The sequence below is a fragment of the Scandinavium manionii genome, assembly GCF_024764775.1.
GTDB classification, from domain to species: domain Bacteria; phylum Pseudomonadota; class Gammaproteobacteria; order Enterobacterales; family Enterobacteriaceae; genus Scandinavium; species Scandinavium manionii.
Map to the genome: position 1 here is coordinate 327,495 of NZ_JALIGC010000038.1, position 17,034 is coordinate 344,528.

Genomic DNA, 17,034 nt, shown 5'->3' on the forward strand with positions numbered 1-17,034 from the left:
GGCAACCGTTTTACTCTATCCTCGTTGCACGCAGCAGCGTTTCCAGCGGATACACCGCCGCAATCACCACTTCATCCTGCGTTTTCGCTGCTTCATCCAGTTGCGACTGAATCGACGCATACTCTTTGTCATCCAGTGTGCCTTGTCGCGCCACCAAATCGGTTAAACGCAGCCCTAACGCCGCCAGTTTATCGACCTGCAACGCCACCGGTTTCATACTCGCCAGCTGATGGTTACCGTCGGTCAGCACCAGCACATCCGCGGTATTGTTCTGCCAGCGGGTGAAGACATGACGCAGCGCATCGGCGCTCTCATTATCTTCGGCGTCGCTTATCAGATTATCTGCCCACTCATTGAGATGACGCACGGTATTGCTCTCCGCCGGGAGCACGTCGGCCACGCGGTTCAGCGGCTCAAAGGCGTGATAATTCCCGGCCTGGAATTTCAGGTGCTGGCGGGTGTAATACTGCGCAGGCTCAATCGCCTGAGCGAGGATCATCAGCGGTAGCGTGCTGCCGCCGTTTGCCAGCCGCGTGAATTGCACCAGCTGCTGCGTGTGCTGCTGCAGCCCGACGGACACCGTCGACCAGCTATCAATTGCCTGCAAGCGCTGATACATGTTGTCGGTATCGGTCACATCCTTCGCCGACCACAGGCGTTCTGCCACCACGAATCCGCGCGGCCACAGGCGAATATCCAGTACCGGAGCAACGATGTTTTCCGCCCACAGTGCGGCTTCGCCACCCAGCAGATTCTTCTGCTGCGCTTCATCCGGCACCACCGGTTGAATGCCTTTCGGCACCTCATCCAGACGCTCGCCGCTGATCGGATAGCGGACATTGCCCACCAGGAAATAACCTTTCAGTTGGTCATCGTGAATGCTCAGCACCGGGCGGGTTTCACCCATCCAGGTATCGACCGTGAAGGTCACCTGATCCGGGCTCAGCCATTCGATATCATCCACCGCGCGGCGGGATTTGCCTTTAAAATCAATAAACCCGCGCCACTCCTGGTCACCTTTGACCAGCGTAAAGGTGCCTTCCACGGCGCTGCCTTTCAGGCGCGGCATGGTGAAAGTCCAGCTCTGAGCGCTGTCGGCGTCGCTGATTTTGTCCACGCCGTTCAGACCCGGCGGCACGATTTCATTGCGATAGTGATAGGCGGCACTTTGCGGCTGATCGAGGTAGAACCCGGTCGACAGAATGCCCTTGTAGCCATTTTTCGTCACTTCGCCCAGCGCGTCCTGCCCTTGCCAGGACTGGATCAGAATGCTTTTCGGCAGGTCCGGGTGATAAATTTCATCCCAGCCGACCATCTGGCGATGGTGTTTTTCGAGGATAGTTTCCAGCTTGCGGTTGAAGTACGCCTGCAACGCATGACTGTCCACCAGCTTGTTCTCCTGCATAAATTTCTGAATAGCCGGATTGTTTTTCCACTGGGTATCATCCACTTCATCGCCGCCAATGTGCAGATACGGATCCGGGAAGATAGCCGACAGCTCGCCGACCATCGCGTCCGCAAAGGCGTAAGTCGCTTCTTTGGTCGGGTCAAGCACCGGCTTCAGCACGCCCCAGTGGCGCTCCATTTCATACGGGCCCGGCGCGCTCATCAGCTCCGGATACGCCACCGCAATTGCCGAAGCGTGTCCCGGCATATCGATTTCCGGCACCACACGAATGCCGCGATCGGCGGCGTAACGCACGATGTCCTTCATCTGCGCCGGGGTATAAAACTTGCCGTCGCTGGCGAGCTGTTGCAGTTTCGGGTAACGGGTCGATGCAAAACGCCAGCCCTGATCGTCGGTCAGATGCCAGTGGAAGACGTTGAGTTTGGCCGCCGCCATGCCGTCGAGTTGACGTTTGATATCTTCAATCGGCAGGAAGTGACGCGCGGAATCCAACAGTACGCCACGCCATGGGAAGCGAGGCGCATCCTCAATGGTGACGTAAGGAATAGCGGTATTGTCCGGACCGTTTTGCAGCAGTTGCAGCAGCGTTTCAATGCCATGCATCGCGCCAAACCGGGTGTTGGCGGTGAGCTTCACGCCGCTTTCATCAACCACCAGTTTATAGCTTTCATCGCTATCCGGGCGCGGGATGGCCGGAACTTTACGCGCGATGACGATATCAATCGTCGGTAATTTTGCAGGCGCACTTTGCGGCACCATTTCCCAGCCAGTCTGACGGCCAATACGCTCGCGCAGACGGTTTACCGCGTCCCCTAAATCATCACCGGAAAGATTGATGGTGAGCTGATTATTCAGCACCAGCGCCCCTTGCGCGGCCGGACGTTCAACCTGGGCAGGCCAGGGCATCAAAGGTAAATCGCCAGCGGGGGTTGCCAGCGCGAATCCGCTCAATAAGAGTCCGGTCGTCAACAAGCTGTAGCGCACAGTTTTAAGCATAAGGGGTTCCTTTATGACGGGCCAAAAAAAGGCAATCCAATGAGGTACCATGCGGGGGTTGAAGGGGTCAAGAGCGAGGCGCGACCTGGGTCACAACTTATTGGTAATTCAGTAAAATGCCAGGGCCCTCACCCCGCCTCTCTTCTCAAAGAGGGTCAGGGTGAGGAGAAGGATTATTGCCAGCCATAACGCCGGGTATAGAACCCTTTCACCAGCTGCGTCAGGGTCATATACCCCACCAGAATCGCCACCAGCCATGGGAAATAGGAAAGCGGCAGCGCCTGCAACGACAGATACGACGCCAGTGGCGAGAACGGCAGCGCAATACCCACCACCATCACCACCAGGGTCATCACAATCAGCGGCCAGGCAGCACGACTCTGGATGAACGGAATGCGACGGGTGCGGATCATATGCACAATCAGGGTCTGCGACAGTAGCCCCACCACGAACCAGCCGGACTGGAACAGCGTCTGGTGTTCAGGCGTATTCGCGTGGAACACAAACCACATCAGGCAAAACGTCAGAATGTCGAAAATGGAGCTGATTGGCCCGAAGAACACCATAAAGCGTCCCAAATCTGCCGGGTTCCAGCGCTGCGGCTTCTGAATTTGCTCGTCGTCGACGTTATCAAACGGGATTGCCACCTGGGATACATCGTACAGCAGGTTCTGAATCAGTAAGTGCAACGGCAACATCGGCAGGAACGGCAGGAAGGCGCTCGCCACCAGCACGCTGAAGACGTTACCGAAATTAGAACTGGCGGTCATTTTGATGTATTTCAGCATGTTGGCGAAGGTCCGACGGCCTTCAATCACCCCTTCTTCCAGCACCATCAGGCTTTTTTCCAGCAGAATGATGTCTGCCGCTTCACGGGCGATATCCACTGCACCGTCGACGGAAATCCCGATATCGGCTGCACGCAGCGCGGGCGCATCGTTGATGCCATCACCCATAAAGCCGACCACGTGACCTTCGCGTTTCAGTAGCGTGACAATGCGTTCTTTATGCATCGGCGTCAGGCGCGCGAACAGGGTGGTGCGTTTTGCCAACGCCGCCAGCGCGTCGTCGCTCATCGCATCCAGGCTGCTGCCTATCACTACCTCGCCCACATCCAGCCCGACTTCGTGACACACTTTCGCCGCCACTAATTCGCTGTCGCCGGTGAGGATTTTGACGCTGATGCCGCTCGCTTTCAGCGCTTTCAGCGCCGGTGCTGTGGTTTCTTTCGGCGGATCGAGGAACGCAATGTAGCCTTCGAGGATCAGATCCGATTCATCAACACGCTGATAATCCCCTTCGCGCGCTGGCAGATATTTCGTCGCCACCGCCACCACGCGCAGGCCCTGACGATTGAGAGTGTCGGTCACGCGTTTGATACGGCGCAGCATGGTATCGTCCAGCGGCACAATGTCACCGTTGTAGCGCACTTGGGTGCACACGTTGAGGATTTCCTGCAACGCGCCTTTGCAAATCAGCTGATGCACGTCGTCCTGCTCGGCCACCACGACTGACATTCGGCGGCGTTCAAAGTCGAATGGGATCTCGTCAATTTTTTTCCAGCGTTCGGACAGCCCACGCGCCGAGTTTTCATCGACACCTTCCAGCACTGCGGTATCCAGCAGGTTTTTTAGCCCGGTCTGATAATGGCTGTTCAGCCAGGCATTATACAGCACGCGCTCGCTGGTTTTGCCGGAGATGTCGGTGTGATTCTCCAGTACGATTTTGTCCTGCGTCAGCGTCCCGGTTTTGTCCGTACAAAGAATATCCATCGCGCCAAAGTTCTGGATGGCGTCGAGGTGTTTAACGATAACTTTCTGTTTTGACAGCTTCACCGCCCCGCGCGCCAGCGTCGAGGTGACGATCATCGGCAGCATTTCCGGGGTCAGGCCGACCGCCACGGACAGCGCAAACAGCGCCGCTTCCCACCAGTCGCCTTTGGTGTAGCCGTTGATCAGCAACACCACGGGCGCCATCACCAGCATAAAACGAATCAACAACATGCTGACGCGGCTGATGCCTTTCTGGAAAGCGTTTGGCTCGTTTTCCTGTTCGCTCACCCGCCCGGCCAATTGACCAAACCAGGTATTACCGCCGGTCGCGAAGACAATTGCCTGTGCCGTGCCGCTCACCACGTTGGTGCCCATAAAGCAGACAGTGTCGCTTTCAAGCGGGTTATTTTGCTGCGGCACACGGGTGCGCGCCACTTTCTCTACCGGCAACGATTCTCCGGTGAGCGAGGCCTGAGCCACGAACAGATCGCGGGCCTGAAACACGCGAAGATCTGCCGGGATCATATCGCCGGCAGACAGTTTCACGATATCGCCCTGCACCAGCCGATCGATGGGGATCTCCAGCCAACGGCTTTCGCCCTGCTCGTTAATCACGCGCAGCACCGTGGCGGTGTTGCTGACCATCGCTTTCAGCGCATCTGCCGCTTTGGTGGAGCGGGCTTCCTGCGCGAAATTCAGCAGTGTGGAGATCCCCACCATCAGCGCGATCACCCCGGCGGCGAATACGTCTTCGGTGGAGTACGAAATGACCCCGAGGATGGTCAGCAGCAGGTTGAACGGGTTGCGATAGCACAGCCACAGATGCACCCACCACGGCGACGGCTTCTGCGCCGGGATCACATTGCTGCCGTGTTGTTCGCGGGCGTCTTCCACTTCCGACGGATTCAGCCCTTCAGGATGACTGTTAAAGGCGCGCCAGATTTCATTTTCATCCATCGCCGCCACGTTAAGACACTGTTTGCTTAACGAATCCGGGATCGGAGTGGCAGCCAGATTTTTACCATCAGGCAGCGGATCGCGGCTAACAAGACGATGTGGCAGGTGGCGGCTGAGCTGCGCGAACAGCTGCCGGGTGAAGTTTTTCAGCATAATACGTCCCTCTGCGCTCACCGTTCGGCGATCGCGGGTTTCTTACAGGCACAACAAAGCCGCACCTGAAGGGTACTTTAAGAGTTAAAACAGGGACATCAAAGAAGTGACGTCACTGCCTCACGCGTTGTCCGGCAAGGCAGCGAAAGAGTGGCTTACCGGGAAAAAATATTGCTCCATCGATGATGGGGAGTGGGATCGGGATCCATACAGCCTCCGGTAAGTGAAATAAACGGCGCGTACTATACGCCTTTAACCCTACAATGCGTAGCGATAATGTCATTATCATACATGCCCGACACTAAACGAAACGTATACCAGACTTTACTCATTGAACTGTTTCTCGACGCGTTTACGCTTATAATCACTTCGCCTTTACTGACACGGGAAAAAAGGATGCAAAACCGGCTGACTATCAAAGACATTGCGCGCTTAAGCGGCGTCGGTAAATCGACCGTCTCTCGCGTTCTGAATAACGAAAGCGGCGTCAGTCAGCGCACCCGTGAACGGGTGGAGGCGGTGATGAATCAGCATGACTTTTCCCCTTCCCGTTCAGCCCGGGCGATGCGCGGTCAGAGCGATAAAGTGGTGGCGATCATCATGAGCCGCCTGGATTCGCTGTCGGAAAACCTCGCGGTGCAGACCATGCTCCCGGCCTTCTACGAACAGGGTTACGACCCGATCATGATGGAAAGCCAGTTCTCTGCAGAGAAGGTGACGGAGCATCTCGGCATGTTGCGACGTCGCAATATCGACGGCGTGGTGCTGTTTGGTTTTACCGGAATTTCCGACGCGATGCTTGCGCCGTGGCGAGAAACCCTGGTGATGCTGGCGCGCGATGCCAAAGGCATTGCCTCGGTATGCTACGACGATGAAGGGGCCATCACGCTGCTGATGCAGTCGCTGTTCGATAAAGGCCACCGCCAGATCAGCTATCTCGGTGTACCGCACAGCGATGTGACCACCGGAAAGCGCCGTCACGATGCGTACCTCACCTTCTGCAAACAATACAAACTGCACCCGGTCGCCGCGCTGCCCGGTCTGGCGATGAAACAGGGCTACGACGCCGTCGCCAGCGTGACCCACAGCGATACCACCGCGCTGGTGTGTGCCACCGATACCCTGGCGCTCGGCGCCAGCAAATATCTGCAAGAACAGCGCAACAACACCCTGCAACTCGCCAGCGTCGGCAACACGCCGTTGATGAAGTTCCTGCACCCCGAAATCGTGACCGTTGATCCCGGCTACGGCGAGGCCGGACGCCAGGCCGCGCATCAGCTGATCGAACAGATCAACGGCCGCGCACAGCCACAGCAGCTGGTGATCCCCGCCGCCCTGACCTGATCCTTCAACGCCGGTGAAACGCGATTTATTGTGATCGCCGCCCTGTTTCGGGAACGTTCCCATTTTGCAAAATAAGCGAAACGGATAGGCTTGCGTCCAGGTCATATAACACTCAATCCAACTTCCAACACGAAATCATTCGATGGGACTCCATGATGAGCAAAGTCAGACAACAGGATATCGATCAGCTGATCGAATTGGTCGGCGGTCGCGACAACATCGCCACCGTCAGCCACTGCATTACCCGGCTGCGTTTTGTGCTGAACTCCCCGGCCAAAGCCAACCCGAAAGCCATCGACGAATTGCCGATGGTCAAAGGTTGCTTCACTAACGCCGGGCAGTTCCAGGTGGTTATCGGCACCGAAGTGGGCGATTACTACAAAGTGCTGATCGCCAGCACCGGCCAGGCGTCGGCCGACAAAGAGCAGGCCAAACTGGCGGCGCGCCAGAATATGAAATGGCACGAGCGGATGATTTCGCACTTTGCGGAGATTTTCTTCCCACTGCTGCCGGCGCTGATCAGCGGGGGTCTGATCCTCGGTTTCCGAAACGTCATCGGTGATGTACCAATGAGCAACGGCCAGACGCTGGCGCAGATGTATCCGGGCCTGAAAACCCTGTATGACTTCCTGTGGCTGATTGGCGAAGCCATCTTCTTCTATCTGCCGGTCGGCATCTGCTGGTCTGCGGTCAAGAAAATGGGCGGCACGCCGATCCTCGGCATCGTACTGGGCGTCACGCTGGTTTCTCCGCAGTTGATGAACGCTTACGAACTCGGCAGCAAAATCCCGGACGTATGGAACTTCGGCCTGTTTGCGATTGAAAAAGTCGGCTATCAGGCACAGGTGATCCCGGCATTACTGGCGGGTCTGGCGCTCGGCATGATTGAAACACGCCTCAAACGCATCGTCCCGGATTACCTGTATCTGGTTGTGGTACCCGTGTGCTCGCTGATCCTCGCGGTGTTCCTAGCCCACGCGCTTATCGGCCCGTTTGGCCGCATGATTGGTGACGGCGTCGCCTTCGCGGTACGTCACCTGTTGACCGGTAGCTTCGCACCGATTGGTGCCGCATTGTTCGGCTTCCTGTATGCGCCGCTGGTGATTACCGGCGTGCATCAGACCACGCTCGCCATCGACATGCAGATGATTCAGAGCATGGGCGGCACGCCGGTGTGGCCACTGATTGCGCTGTCGAATATTGCGCAAGCCTCGGCGGTGGTCGGCATCATTATCTGTAGCAAGAAACACAACGAGCGTGAGATTTCCGTACCCGCCGCCATTTCCGCCTTCCTCGGCGTGACCGAACCGGCGATGTACGGCATCAACCTCAAATACCGCTTCCCGATGCTGTGTGCAATGGTCGGCTCAGGCCTGGCGGGTTTGTTGTGTGGCCTGAACGGGGTGCTGGCGAACGGCATCGGCGTCGGCGGCCTGCCGGGTATCCTCTCCATTCAGCCCACCTTCTGGCAGGTATATGCCGTCGCGATGGCAATTGCGGTGATTATCCCGATTGTCCTCACCACCGCGATGTACCAGCGTAAGTTCCGTCAGGGCACGCTGCAAATTGTATAAATCCTTTTGGGGCGCGTTTGCGCCCCGTTCTGTTTTAACCAGGAAAGTCTTATGAACAACCTCCCCCACTGGTGGCAAAACGGCGTTATCTACCAGATCTATCCAAAAAGTTTTCAGGACACCACCGGCAGCGGCACCGGCGATTTACGCGGCGTGACGTTGCGGCTGGAATACCTGAAAACCCTCGGCGTGGATGCCATCTGGCTGACGCCGTTTTATGTTTCGCCGCAGGTGGATAACGGCTACGACGTGGCGAACTACACCGCCATCGACCCGGCTTACGGCACGCTGGATGATTTTGACGAACTGGTAGCCGAAGCCAAATCACGCGGTATTCGCATCGTGCTGGATATGGTCCTCAACCACACCTCCACGCAGCACCCGTGGTTCCAGGCATCGCTCGACCCGGAAAGCCCGCACCGCGAGTTCTACATCTGGCGCGACGGTAAATCCGGCGAACTGCCGAACAACTGGCGTTCGAAGTTTGGCGGCAATGCATGGCAGTGGCACGCCGAAAGCGAACAATATTATTTGCACCTTTTCGCCCCGGAACAGGCGGACCTCAACTGGGAAAACCCGGTAGTGCGCGATGAGCTGAAAAAGGTCTGTGAATTTTGGGCCGATCGTGGCGTCGATGGTCTGCGTCTCGACGTGGTGAATCTGATTTCTAAAGACCAGGCATTCCCGAACGATCCGGTCGGCGACGGGCGCTGTTTCTACACCGATGGCCCGCGCGTACACGAATTCTTGCAGGAAATGAGCCGCGACGTGTTTATGCCGCGCGACTTAATGACGGTCGGCGAAATGTCCTCCACCACGCTCGGTAACTGTCAGCAGTACGCTTCCCTGGCGGGCCACGAACTGTCGATGACGTTCAACTTCCATCACCTTAAAGTCGACTACCCCGGCGGTGAAAAATGGACGCTCGCCAAACCCGATTACGTGGCGTTGAAAGCGCTGTTCAGTCACTGGCAACAAGGGATGCACAACCGGGCGTGGAACGCGCTGTTCTGGTGTAACCACGATCAGCCGCGCATCGTGTCGCGCTTTGGTGATGAAGGGGAATACCGTATCCCGGCGGCGAAAATGCTGGCGATGGTGCTGCACGGTATGCAGGGGACACCGTACATTTATCAGGGCGAAGAAATTGGCATGACTAACCCCCATTTCGCGACGATCGCCGATTATCGCGACGTGGAAAGCCACAATATGTACGCAGAATTACACGCACAGGGCCGCGATGCCGATGAGTTGTTGGCGATTCTGGCCAGTAAATCGCGCGACAACAGCCGCACGCCGATGCAGTGGAGCACGGAAACACACGGTGGTTTTACCACCGGCGAGCCGTGGATTGGCCTGGCCGACAACGTGCAGGAAATTAACGTTCAGGCGGCGATGAAAGACCCGGATTCGGTGTTCTGTGCCTATCAACAGCTGATTACCCTGCGTAAAGCCGAGCCGCTGCTGACGTGGGGGAGCTATCAGGACTTGCTGCCGGAACATCCGTCGCTGTGGTGCTATCGCCGCGAATGGCAGGGCCAGCAATTGTTGGTGGTGGCGAACCTCAGCCGCGAAAGCCAGCCGTGGCAGCCGGAAAATGTGGGCGGTGAATGGGACGTGGCGATGAGCAACTATCCGGACGTCGATGCCCAGCCGGGCGCGATGACGTTGCGCCCGTTTGAAGCGGTGTGGTGGATACAGAAGTAATGTGTTGAATCGCCCGGCAAGCTTGTGCCGCCGGGCAATCGCGTTACGCGTTTGGCACGCCTTCTGCGGTCACCGCCGTTTCGTTCTGCTGCGACGCATATTCCTCTTTCGCCTTCAGCTTGTCCCAGGCGCGGAAGAACGGATAGTAAATCACCAGCGAAATCCCGAGGTTTACCGCCTGCGACACGGTGCCGGAAATATGCCCGCCGGTCGCCAGATAGCCGCTGATGAAAATCGGCGTGGTGAACGGCAGCGCAATCCCCGCAGGCGGCGCCACCAGCCCGGTCGCCATCGAGGTGTAGGTAACTATCACCAGCAGCACCGGCGTCAGGATAAACGGCAGGAAGAAATACGGGTTCATTACCAGCGGAATACCAAACACCATCGGTTCGCTGATGTTGAACAGCGCGGCTGGCGCGGCGATTTTACCCAGTTGCTTCATCTGTGCGCTGCGGCTGCGGAACACCATGAAAATCACCAGCCCTAACAGCGCCCCCGTCCCGCCCGGCGCAATCCACAGATCGTAGAACTGCTGAGTGATAATGTGCGGAATAGGTAAACCGCTCTGGAAGGCGGTCAGGTTTTCCGCCATGTTCGACAGCCACACCGGCTGAATGAACACCAGCACAATCGCATCGCCGTGCAGGCCGAGCGTCCACAGGATCCCAATCAGAATCACCGAGATAATCATCCCCGGCAACGTGCCGCCAACGTGATGCATCGGAATGCCGATCAACGTTGCAATCATGCTGTTGATGTCGCCGAACGGTGAAGCTTCCACCGCCAGACGCAGCGCCAGCACCACCGCCAGCACGCAGAAACCCGGCACCAGCGCGAGGAACGATTTTGCCACCGCAGGCGGCACGCCGTCCGGCATACGAATCACCAGGTTACGGTTGGCGACAAAGCGGTAAATCTCAGTGGAAAGCAGCGAAATCACAATCGCGACAAACAGTCCCTGGCTGCCCACCATACTCACCGGGATCACCCCTTTCACCACTTCTGCCGCGCCGTGCACTGGCGTGAACAACGTGTTCTGCGGGATGGTCATCACGAACGCCACCAGCGACATCGCTCCGGCGGTGAGCGGATCGAGCGTACGGTATTTTTCCGCCAGACGATACGCAATGCCGAAGCTCGAAATCAGCGCCATGATGTCGTAGGTGGCTTTCACCGGATACAGCATTTTGTCACGCCAGACGTCGCCAAAAAGATGGGTCATCATGTCGGCATAACCCGGCACCGGCAGGTAGGCAAAAATCAGGAAAAATGAGCCGATCAGCATAAACGGCATATTCAGAATGATGCCGTCACGCACCGACAATACATGCTTCTGCCCGGCGATTTTCAGCGCGACGGGCATGACATAGCGTTCAATAAGCGTAGTTTTTGACATGGTGAAACCCCGTCTCTTACGTTAAAAAGCCGAACTCAGTTAAATTGCGGTAACCACTGACGATTCAGGGTTAACACTTCCTCAAGCAGCGCCTGTGCATCGGTGACGTTGCCCACCAGCGGGTTGGTCACCAGCGCCAGCAGCGCACTTTCCCGACAGCCGTGAACCGCCGCCTCAATCGTTAAGTGTTCGAACGCTTTGACCTGCTGAGTGAGTCCGTTCATCGCCGGTGGCAGCGGGCCAAACGCCAGCGGCCGCGCACCCTGCGCATCGATAATGCTGTTGGTTTCCACCACCGCATCGTCGTCCAGTCCGTGGATCGCCCCGTTATTACGGGTGTTCACCACCATCTCTTTGCCCAAATTGTTGTGAATAGCGTTGATCAGCTCCACCGCCACTTCGGAGTAGTAGGCACCGCCGCGGAAGCTCAGCTGCTCCGGCTTTTCGTCCAGATTCGGATCGGCATACAGCGCAAACAGCTCCTGCTCGACCTTCATCACCTGCTCTGCGCGGGTGCCTTTACTTTTCGCCGCTTCGATCTCATCGGCGAGCATTGCTGGCGTCAGCCAGAAATAGCGATGGTACGGGCACGGAATGGCTTTCAGCGCACGCAGAAAATCGGCAGGCCACGGCAGCTCTTTGATGTTGTTCATCGACAGCGCATTGCCGTCGCACAGCATCTCAATCACTTTCGCGGTGACGTCCTGATGGTCCTGCATTACTTTGTGGATCCACACCATGTGGTTCAGCCCGGCGAAGCGCAGGTTCAGCGTGGCTTCATCGGCGTTAAGCATTTTGCCAATCATGTGCTGCATGTTGATGGGCACGTTGCACAGGCCGATGATTTTCGCCTTGCTGTAGCGGCTGACCGCTTCGGTGACGATCCCCGCCGGGTTGGTGAAGTTGAGAATAAAGGCGTCGGGGGCCAGCTCTTCCACTTTTCGCGCCACCTCGAGAATCACCGGAATGGTACGTAGCGCTTTGGCGAAGCCGCCCACGCCGGTGGTTTCCTGGCCCAGCAGGTTGTATTTCAGTCCTAACCGCTCATCCTGGGCACGCGCCGCCAGTTGCCCGACGCGCAGTTGCGTCAGCACGAAATTGGCCCCGCGAATTGCATCATCCAGCGTGAAATGCACGCTGACTTTGACGTGTTCGAGTCCTTTGTGTTTGAGCATTCGCTGGGTCAACGCGGCGATAACATCGACTTTTTCGCGGCCTGATTCCACGTCCACCAGCGCCAGTTCCGTTACGGGAAGCTGGTCGTAACGCACAATAATCCCTTCAATCAGTTCCGGGGTGTAGCTGCTGCCGCCGCCGATCACGGCGATTTTTAAGGATTGCATGATGACCTCGTTTTCGGCACACGAAAGCCCACGCGTGGACGCGAACGCCACGCGGAAGTGCCAGTCAGGATATAAAGAAAATTAGTGAGCGATCAGGGCCAGCGCTTTGTCGAGCACCGCCGCGCCGCGCATCATGCCGTAGTCGGCCATGTCGATAACCGCGACGGCTTTGCCCTGCGGCTCAGCGATGGCGGACAGGCGGGCAATTTCATATTTGACCTGTGGGCCCAGCAGCACCACATCGGCACCCGGCAGCTCGCGTTCGAATTCAGCGACGGGCACGGCGTAGATATCCAGCTCCAGCGCACGCAGCTGCGCTTCGGCTTTCATTTTATTCACCAGCATGCTGGTCGACATTCCAGCGGCACAGCATAAAACAATTCGTTGCATGACTTTCCCCTTCAGTGATTCATACGGTCAATCTGGATACGAATGACTATTTGTTAAGATTATGTAATGGTGAAGGCTATGTGAAATTTATTTTCATGGATGTGATCAATGCATAGTTTTCAGCCATTATTTACGTCTGTGCAGCGGGAAGATCACGCGAACACGTAGGCGTTATTGGGAATTAATGGTATAAAGTGAGTTATCAATAAGTGAAAAATATTTTCAAGTCGTGACTTCGCGCAAAGGACACAACCGGATGGATATCGTTGGTCAACTGAAGGATGGGATGAGCCGTTTCAGCACCCAGGAATCCCGGGTGGCGGCGTTTATTCTGGAAAACATGAGTTTTACCGCCAGTGCTTCGATTGACGAACTGGCGGCGAAAGCGGGCGTCAGTCCGGCGACCATCACCCGTTTTGCCCGTTCTGTGGGCTGCGATGATATTCGTGACCTGCGTAAACAACTGGCGCAGGCCAGCGAACGCCGCTCGACCTGGGTGTCAGGCAACAGCGCCGCCCTGCCATCCAGCTGGCACGACCGCTTTGATACCGTCAATCTGACCCTGACCCACCAACTGCAGCACACCAGCGAAAGCGCGGTGGAAAAGCTGAAAGCGCGGCTACAAACTGCCCGCGCGGTTCACTGTTTTGCCCTCGGCGAGCAGGACATCCCGCTCGCAACCCTGCTACAACACCAGCTACTGCCGCTCGGCATCGCCATCAATCTGTGCCAGGACGGCAACCTGATGCGCATGATTGCCAGCACCCTCAGCGACGATCACGTTCTGCTGGTGTTAGCCACCGGCCCGGCGGATAACCTGCTGCAAAGCGCCACACTACAGGCCAGAATGCAGGGCGCGACTATCTTTGCTCTCACGCCGGATACCCACGCGCTGAGCAATATGGCCGCAGAAGTGCTGCCGCTGGCCCCTTCCGCCCAGGCTGCGCGTTACGCTCTGCTGATGCTGGTCGACTTGCTGAACGACACCCTCATTGCGTGATCTTTTTCACAACATGGGTTGCACGGTGACCAACTGATTTCGCTACTTTTTTACACACCTCAAATTATCAGAAATTTCATTTTAAGCCGCGTTGCCCGTCTGCTGTACTGTCCCGTTTTTACTTTGTTCTGAATCAAAAAAATCGCAAACATGTTTGATGCATATCACTATATATAGAACTTAGAATGCACACCGACCCTACATATTGTATTAATCACCTATTCTCACACCAATCCCCCAAGGACACGAGTGATGAGTTTTGTGGATAAAAAGGGCCGGAACCTGAGGAAGCTATTGGTGCATAAGCCCATTGGCGTCTCAGGTGCGCATTCCCCCTCTGTGGATAACCTGTTCTTATAATTATGGAGTGATCATGACACCGCATGTGATGAAACGAGACGGCTGTAAAGCGCCTTTCAAGTCAGCACGCATCCAGGAAGCTATCCTGCGTGCGGCCAAAGCAGCGGGAGTCGATGACGCAGACTATTGCGCCACCGTCGCAGCAGTCGTTAGCGAACAAATGCAGGGCCGCGACCACGTTGATATCAACGAAATCCAGACAGCGGTCGAAAACCAGCTGATGTCTGGCCCGTACAAACAGCTGGCGCGCGCGTACATTGAGTACCGTCACGACCGTGACGTACAACGTGAAAAGCGCGGTCGTCTGAATCAGGAAATTCGTGGTCTGGTTGAGCAGACCAACTCCGCACTGCTCAACGAAAATGCCAATAAAGACAGCAAAGTGATCCCGACCCAGCGCGACCTGCTGGCGGGTATCGTGGCCAAACACTACGCGCGCCAGCATTTGCTGCCTTATGACGTGGTGCAGGCGCACGAGCGCGGTGAAATTCATTATCACGATCTCGACTATTCGCCGTTCTTCCCGATGTTCAACTGCATGCTGATTGACCTCAAAGGCATGCTGACTCAGGGCTTCAAGATGGGTAACGCGGAAATTGCACCGCCGAAGTCCATCTCTACGGCCACCGCCGTCACCGCGCAGATAATCGCCCAGGTGGCGAGCCACATCTATGGCGGTACCACCATCAACCGCATCGATGAAGTGCTGGCCCCGTTCGTCACCTTAAGTTTTGAAAAACATCGTAAAACGGCAGAAGAATGGCAAATTCCTGATGCCGACGGTTACGCCCACGCCCGTACCGAGAAAGAGTGCTACGACGCGTTCCAGTCTCTGGAATATGAAGTGAACACGCTGCACACCGCCAACGGCCAAACGCCATTCGTGACCTTCGGCTTTGGCCTGGGCACCCGCTGGGAATCGCGGATGATCCAGCAGTCTATCCTGCGTAATCGTATTGCCGGTCTGGGCAAAAACCGCAAAACCGCGGTGTTTCCAAAACTGGTGTTTGCGATTCGCGATGGTCTGAACCACAAAGCCGGTGACGCTAACTACGACATCAAGCAACTGGCGCTGGAGTGCGCGAGCAAGCGTATGTATCCGGACATCCTGAACTACGACCAGGTGGTGAAAGTGACCGGTTCGTTCAAGACTCCGATGGGCTGTCGCAGTTTCCTCGGCGTGTGGGAAAACGAAAACGGCGAGCAAATCCACGAAGGCCGCAACAACATCGGCGTTATCAGCCTCAACCTGCCGCGCATTGCACTGGAAGCCAAAGGCGACGAAGCCGCGTTCTGGACCTTACTGGACGAACGTTTACAGCTTGCCCGTAAGGCGCTGATGACCCGCATCGCTCGCCTGGAAGGTGTCAAAGCGCGCGTGGCCCCCATCCTGTATATGGAAGGTGCCTGCGGCGTGCGTCTGAAGGCTGACGACGATGTGTCGGAAATTTTCAAAGACGGGCGCGCGTCCATTTCTCTGGGCTATATCGGCATTCACGAAACCATTAACGCGCTATTTGGCGATTCGCACATGTACGACAGCGAGGCACTGCGCGAAAAAGGCGTGGCCATTGTGCAGCGTCTGCGTGACGCCGTGGATCAGTGGAAAGACGAGACCGGCTACGGCTTCAGCCTGTACAGCACACCAAGCGAAAACCTGTGCGACCGCTTCTGCCGTCTCGACACCGCCGAATTCGGCCTGGTCGATGGCGTGACCGACAAAGGCTATTACACCAACAGCTTCCACCTCGACGTGGAGAAGAAGGTGAACCCGTACGACAAGATTGATTTCGAAGCGGCCTATCCGCCAATCGCTAACGGTGGTTTCATTTGCTATGGCGAATACCCGAACATTCAGCACAACCTGAAAGCGCTGGAAGACGTGTGGGATTATAGCTATCAGCACGTGCCGTATTACGGAACCAACACGCCGATCGACGAATGCTACGAGTGCGGCTTTACCGGTGAGTTCGAATGCACCAGCAAAGGCTTCACCTGTCCGAAATGCGGTAACCACGACGCCGCGCGGGTGTCCGTAACTCGCCGCGTGTGTGGCTATCTCGGCAGCCCGGACGCACGTCCGTTCAACGCCGGTAAGCAGGAAGAAGTGAAACGTCGCGTGAAGCATTTGGGGAATGGGCAGTTAGGCTGATGAATTACCACCAATATTATCCGGTCGACATCGTCAACGGACCGGGTACGCGTTGTACCCTGTTCGTCTCCGGCTGCGTGCATGAATGCCCTGGCTGCTACAACAAAAGCACCTGGCGGGTGAACTCCGGCCTGCCGTTTACCGACGAGGTGGCGGACCGCATCATCGCTGACCTCAATGATACGCGCGTCAAACGACAGGGGATTTCGCTCTCGGGTGGCGATCCGCTGCATCCGCAAAATGTGGCGGAGATCCTGCGGCTGGTGAAACGCATTCAGGCGGAATGCCCGGGGAAAGATATCTGGGTGTGGACGGGCTACAAGCTTGATGAGCTAAGTCCGGAACAGCTGGAAGTGGTGAACCTCATCAACGTGCTGATCGATGGCAAGTTTGTGCAGGACCTCAAAGACCCGGCGCTTATCTGGCGCGGCAGCAGCAATCAGGTGGTTCATCACCTGCGTTAGAAAACGCGGAGCTCTGGC

The 17,034-nt window shown here is 56.7% G+C and carries 12 protein-coding genes; 6 read left to right on the top strand and 6 right to left on the bottom strand.

The features are described 5' to 3' along the window. Positions 1-10: 10 nt before the first annotated feature. From MUU51_RS13425 to mgtL, 3 genes are all read right to left on the bottom strand, one after another. On the bottom strand, positions 11-2,404 hold the full coding sequence (locus MUU51_RS13425) for a beta-N-acetylhexosaminidase (protein ID WP_258967924.1): 2,394 nt from the start codon (positions 2,402-2,404) through the stop codon (positions 11-13). A gap of 173 nt (positions 2,405-2,577) precedes the next feature. Further along, entirely contained in the window at positions 2,578-5,286 is a 2,709-nt protein-coding gene (gene mgtA, locus MUU51_RS13430; RefSeq protein ID WP_258967925.1) for a magnesium-translocating P-type ATPase, read from the bottom strand. 155 nt (positions 5,287-5,441) lie between these two features. Further along, a complete protein-coding gene (gene mgtL / locus MUU51_RS22210) occupies positions 5,442-5,495 on the bottom strand; it encodes a mgtA regulatory leader peptide MgtL (RefSeq protein ID WP_374684499.1) in 54 nt (17 codons plus the stop codon). Between the two features lie 187 nt (positions 5,496-5,682). On the opposite strand from mgtL, the gene treR reads away from it, so the two are divergent. From treR to treC, 3 genes are all read left to right on the top strand, one after another. Next, positions 5,683-6,630 (top strand): trehalose operon repressor TreR, encoded by a 948-nt coding sequence (gene treR / locus MUU51_RS13435; protein ID WP_258967926.1) that lies wholly within the window; start codon positions 5,683-5,685, stop codon positions 6,628-6,630. Between the two features lie 155 nt (positions 6,631-6,785). After that, positions 6,786-8,204, top strand: coding sequence for a PTS trehalose transporter subunit IIBC (gene treB, locus MUU51_RS13440; protein ID WP_258967927.1), 1,419 nt, complete (start codon positions 6,786-6,788; stop codon positions 8,202-8,204). Between the two features lie 51 nt (positions 8,205-8,255). Then, positions 8,256-9,911, top strand: a complete 1,656-nt coding sequence (gene treC / locus MUU51_RS13445) for an alpha,alpha-phosphotrehalase (RefSeq protein WP_258967928.1) — start codon at positions 8,256-8,258, stop codon at positions 9,909-9,911. 43 nt (positions 9,912-9,954) lie between these two features. Here the strand turns inward: treC and celB are convergent, their stop codons facing one another. The 3 genes from celB to MUU51_RS13460 all read right to left on the bottom strand — a co-directional run bounded on the left by celB (position 9,955) and on the right by MUU51_RS13460 (position 13,040). Further along, positions 9,955-11,307, bottom strand: coding sequence for a PTS cellobiose transporter subunit IIC (celB, locus tag MUU51_RS13450; RefSeq protein WP_258967929.1), 1,353 nt, complete (start codon positions 11,305-11,307; stop codon positions 9,955-9,957). Positions 11,308-11,342: 35 nt separating this feature from the next. Continuing rightward, positions 11,343-12,650, bottom strand: coding sequence for a 6-phospho-beta-glucosidase (locus MUU51_RS13455; RefSeq protein ID WP_258967930.1), 1,308 nt, complete (start codon positions 12,648-12,650; stop codon positions 11,343-11,345). A gap of 81 nt (positions 12,651-12,731) precedes the next feature. Next, complete coding sequence (locus MUU51_RS13460) at positions 12,732-13,040, bottom strand: PTS sugar transporter subunit IIB (protein WP_110512165.1); 309 nt, start codon at positions 13,038-13,040, stop codon at positions 12,732-12,734. 256 nt (positions 13,041-13,296) lie between these two features. Between MUU51_RS13460 and MUU51_RS13465 the strand changes: the two genes are divergently transcribed. From MUU51_RS13465 to nrdG, 3 genes are all read left to right on the top strand, one after another. After that, positions 13,297-14,040, top strand: a complete 744-nt coding sequence (locus tag MUU51_RS13465) for a MurR/RpiR family transcriptional regulator (RefSeq protein WP_159774868.1) — start codon at positions 13,297-13,299, stop codon at positions 14,038-14,040. A gap of 373 nt (positions 14,041-14,413) precedes the next feature. After that, positions 14,414-16,552, top strand: a complete 2,139-nt coding sequence (gene nrdD / locus MUU51_RS13470; protein WP_258967931.1) for an anaerobic ribonucleoside-triphosphate reductase — start codon at positions 14,414-14,416, stop codon at positions 16,550-16,552. Continuing rightward, entirely contained in the window at positions 16,552-17,016 is a 465-nt protein-coding gene (gene nrdG, locus MUU51_RS13475) for an anaerobic ribonucleoside-triphosphate reductase-activating protein (protein ID WP_258967932.1), read from the top strand. Before nrdD ends, nrdG begins: the two co-directional genes overlap by 1 nt. The last annotated feature ends 18 nt before the right edge of the window (positions 17,017-17,034 follow it).